Genomic DNA, 4,060 nt, shown 5'->3' with positions numbered 1-4,060 from the left:
GGGGCGGCGGCCTATATAGTGCGGGCGCGGGCCATTCTGCTGCGCGATCTGGGCGCGGCTATGGCCCCCCTGCACGCATTTCTCATACTTCAGGGGCTGGAAACGCTGTCGCTGCGTGTTGAGCGCCATGTGCAGAACGCTCTGGCCGTGGTGCGCCACCTGAACGAACACCCCAAGGTCGAAACCGTCAATCACCCGAGCCTGCCCCACAGCACAAGCCATGCCCTGTACAAACGCTACTTCCCGCACGGGGGCGGCAGCATCTTTACCATTGAGATCAAGGGCGGGGCAAAAGAAGCCAGAGCCTTTATCGACAGGCTGCGCATCTTTTCTCTGCTGGCGAACGTGGCGGACGCCAAATCGCTGGTCATCCACCCCGCATCCACCACACATTCGCAAATGACGGAACAGGAACTGGCAAGCACCGGCATACGGCCCAACACCGTGCGCCTGTCCATAGGCATCGAGCATATTGACGATATTCTTGCCGATCTGGACCAGGCGTTGGCTGCCCTGTAAAAGCTTAAACCCGGCGGCGTCCTGCGGCACTGGCGCAACATTTCCGCACCATGCGCCCAGGGCGACGCCGGACACTCCAAGGTTCTTTGCGGCACTCGCCCGCCCGCGCGCTGTTTGCGCCCCTTCCCCTGAAACACATTGTCTTTTCAGAGGCTATTGCATAAACTGCACGGGTCGGCGTCAGCCATGTCCGCGCAGGGTAAAAACGGTTTGCCCACAAGCGCTCAGGAACCGCCAGCCGTACTGCCGCACCCCTCTGAGGAGAACCTTCATGTTGAAAAAGCTTGTGGCCTTTGTGTTCGTCATGCTTCTGGCTATGCCTGCTCTGGCGGAAGAGCTGAACACCAAATACTTTAGCGTAACTGTTCCCGAAGGCTGGAAGGTGATCATGCCTCCCACGGAAAATCAGGGAACCACCAGCGCCATCTTCGCCAATGCGGCGGGCAATGCCTCGGTGACCTTTGTCGTAGGCCCCAACAGCGGCGCCGACAACAAAACCATCGCAGACATGTTCGCCAAACAGTTCAAAGCGCCCAAACCGCCCGTGGAAAAAAATGGTCAATACACGTTTACCTTTGCCCAGCAGGACATTACCAGCCAGGCATGGGTGGCCTCGCACGGCGACGTGTTCATGATCACCGTCATGGCCGGAGACCGCAAAGCTGCCTCCGCCTTTGTCAAAAAGCATGTCAAAAGCTCGGATTTTTCGGCGCTGCTGCCCAAGTAGCACGTCAGCCCTGCTTGCCAAAAACGGCCGCGTTCATACTGAGCGCGGCCGTTTTGCATTTTTTCGCAAACATATTTCCAACATGGCCCGTCTGTAGCGGCCCGGCGCTTACGGCTTTTTCCTCCTTCAGCGCAGCGGCGTCCTGTACGCACAAAGCAGCCGCGAACTGCTTTTACGGGCATTCATTGCCCGCGCCCTGCTCGCCGGGTCAACATTGTTGCTACATTTTTTATTTTCGTGTAACTACTTACGGGGCGACATATCGCCGCACCTCCGGCAATGCCGGAAATCTCAACGCCAGGAGAGCGTTATGTGGAAAATCTGCTGTACTTGCATGGCTCTTGTTCTTTTTTGGGGAACTCAGGCGCAGGCTCACTTCGGCATGGTCATTCCCTCCACTCCCACAGTAACCGATAAAAAGGAAAGCGCGCTCAAGCTGGACATTGCCTTTGCACACCCCACGGAGCTTCAGGGAATGCTCATGGAGCAACCCAAGGCTTTCACTGTCACGCATGGCGGAAACACTGAAGACATCAAGAGCCTGCTCAAGCCCGCCACCATTATGGGCAACAAGGCATGGACAGCCGCCTATGCCATCAAAAAACCCGGCGTCTACCAGTTTGCCGTGGAACCTCAGCCCTATTTTGAACCCGCTGAAGACTGCTACATCATTCATTACACCAAGACCGTGGTTGCCGCTTTCGGCGAAGAAGAAGGCTGGGCCGAACCCTTGGGCCTCAAGACAGAAATCGTCCCCCTTACCCGCCCTTTTGCCAACTACACGGGCAATGTTTTTCAAGGTCAGGTGCTGCTTGACGGAAAGCCCGTTCCAGGGGCCGAAGTAGAGATTGAAAGCTATAACAAGGGCAAGGGACACACTGCGCCCAACGAATTTTATGTGACCCAGGTGGTCAAGGCAGACCAGAACGGCGTATTCACCTACGGTGTACCCTGGGCCGGATGGTGGGGGTTTGCCGCCCTGAATACGGCAGACGAAAAAATGGATCACAAAGGCGAAGCCAAGTCCGTGGAACTGGGCGCAGTGTTGTGGGTCAACTTTGCCGCCCCCCGCACGAAGTAGCTTGTTTCCGCGTCAGCATGCCTGTGCAGCGCATGTCACGGCAGCCTGCCGCTGTTCAGGCCCGCGCCAGGGTATTTCTACTTTGAAATTGCTCTGGCGACTGGCCGCGTAAACACGGAGCGTTTGAGCTTCGTGGCGGCGCTTGCGGGCGCAGAGTCCGGCCCAGCCCGATGATGAACCTGTTCCATGCCTTGTTTTCCCATTGCCCCTTGCAGCCGGGAAGGGGACAAGGTATGACCAGATGCGGAATCATTTATGCCGGTTCCCGCGTTGCCCCGTGAAAGCGGCGCGGAAACCGGCGGCGCATATCCCGTTTTTTTCATGCCGGTCCCCGGAAAGGATGGCCCATGCATATAGCTGAAGGCGTTCTGTCTCCCCCTGTTCTGGCCGCGGGCTATGCGCTTGCGGTTGCCGGTACGGCCGTGGGCCTTCGCAGGCTGGATTATGACAGGCTCATGACCGTGGCAATTCTGGCTGCGGTCTTCTTTGTCGGCTCTCTCGTCCATGTCCCCATCGGGCCTTCCAGCGCGCACCTTATCCTGAACGGGCTTCTGGGAGTTTTGCTGGGATGGGCGGTCTTTCCCGCCATTCTGGCGGCTCTTGCCCTGCAGGCCCTGCTTTTCCAATACGGCGGACTGGTGGTTCTTGGGGTCAACAGCTTTACCATGGCCTTTTCCGGTCTTGTGGCCTGGTATATTTTTCGGGGGCTCACACACCTTTGGCCCGGCCCGCGCGGATTGCGGATCGCGGCTTTCTGCGGCGGCGCTGTTGGGGTGCTGGGTGCGGGACTGCTGACCGCCCTGGCCCTGGCCTTCAGCGATGAAGGCTTTCTTACGGCCGCCAGGCTCATCTTCCTGGCCCACCTGCCCATCATGCTGATTGAGGGGCTTATCACCATGTTCACTGTGGGTTTTATAGCCAGGATACGCCCGGAAATGCTGCGGCTCACAAAACACGGAAACGACAGCTGAGCGCCGAAAATTTATTCATTTGAAAACATGCGCCTGCAGGCCAACATAACGCCTGCTACAGCGTTGAACAGCACAGATAAACTACGCTATCGCCTTCGTGGCGAACGCATGCTTCTGCGGCCACCGAGATCGTCATACAGCGAAAAATCGCACAGCAGGATTGCTCTGCAAAAAAGCTTTTGGAGCGGGAAGGATTGCACATGTTTTACCGCAGTATAAAATCGCGCTTCCATTCCACGGAAAGAGATGCCGAGCGCTCTCTTTGTTTACTTTTACGCCCGCAGGGCCGCACATCGTCGCTTTACGCGTCCTTTCTCGTCTGTCTTCTGGCTGCTGCCGTGTATTTTCTTTCCTGCACTCCTGCCCAGGCCCACAGGGTCAATATCTTTGCTTGGACTGAAGGCCCCCAGGTAATGGTGCAATGTGGCTTCAGCGGCGGCAACAACGTAAAAAACGGCAAAATTACCGTATATGATGCCGCCAATGACGCAGTTCTGCTTGAAGGCCTCACCGACGCCAACGGCATGTTCCATTTTGACATACCGGCCCAGGCCAGAAAACACGGCTTGCGCATACGCATCAATGCTGGTGAGGGGCATCAGAACGAATGGCTGCTTGATGCCGAGGAACTGGCCCGGACCGCGGAGTCTCCGGAAATCATTTCTGCGCATACGGAAAAAGCAGGCAGTACGGGCGACGCACAACCTGCGGATACGTCCGCTCCCGCACGGCCTGCCGGCGCAACGGCCCAGCCTGTGGGCG

5 protein-coding genes are annotated in these 4,060 nt (G+C 57.5%); all 5 read left to right on the top strand.

From position 1 onward, the window contains the following. Window positions 1-519 (top strand): PLP-dependent transferase (locus V6C07_RS01425; RefSeq protein WP_333534614.1); only part of this gene is annotated, 519 nt, incomplete at its 5' end. A 271-nt stretch (window positions 520-790) separates the two neighbouring features. After that, complete coding sequence (locus V6C07_RS01420) at window positions 791-1,246, top strand: hypothetical protein (protein WP_333534613.1); 456 nt, start codon at window positions 791-793, stop codon at window positions 1,244-1,246. 310 nt (window positions 1,247-1,556) lie between these two features. Beyond that, window positions 1,557-2,327: a DUF4198 domain-containing protein gene (locus V6C07_RS01415; RefSeq protein ID WP_333534612.1), complete on the top strand. Its 771-nt coding sequence runs from the start codon at window positions 1,557-1,559 to the stop codon at window positions 2,325-2,327. Window positions 2,328-2,674: 347 nt separating this feature from the next. After that, window positions 2,675-3,298, top strand: coding sequence for a cobalt transporter CbiM (gene cbiM / locus V6C07_RS01410; RefSeq protein WP_333534611.1), 624 nt, complete (start codon window positions 2,675-2,677; stop codon window positions 3,296-3,298). A 200-nt stretch (window positions 3,299-3,498) separates the two neighbouring features. Beyond that, on the top strand, window positions 3,499-4,060 hold a 562-nt coding region (locus V6C07_RS01405), incomplete at its 3' end, for a hypothetical protein (protein WP_333534610.1).

This window comes from Desulfovibrio sp. 1214_IL3152 (assembly GCF_036763055.1).
Taxonomy (GTDB): Bacteria; Desulfobacterota; Desulfovibrionia; order Desulfovibrionales; family Desulfovibrionaceae; genus Desulfovibrio.
The sequence above is the reverse complement of the archived record's forward strand: the minus strand, read 5'-3'. Positions and strand labels throughout refer to the sequence as shown.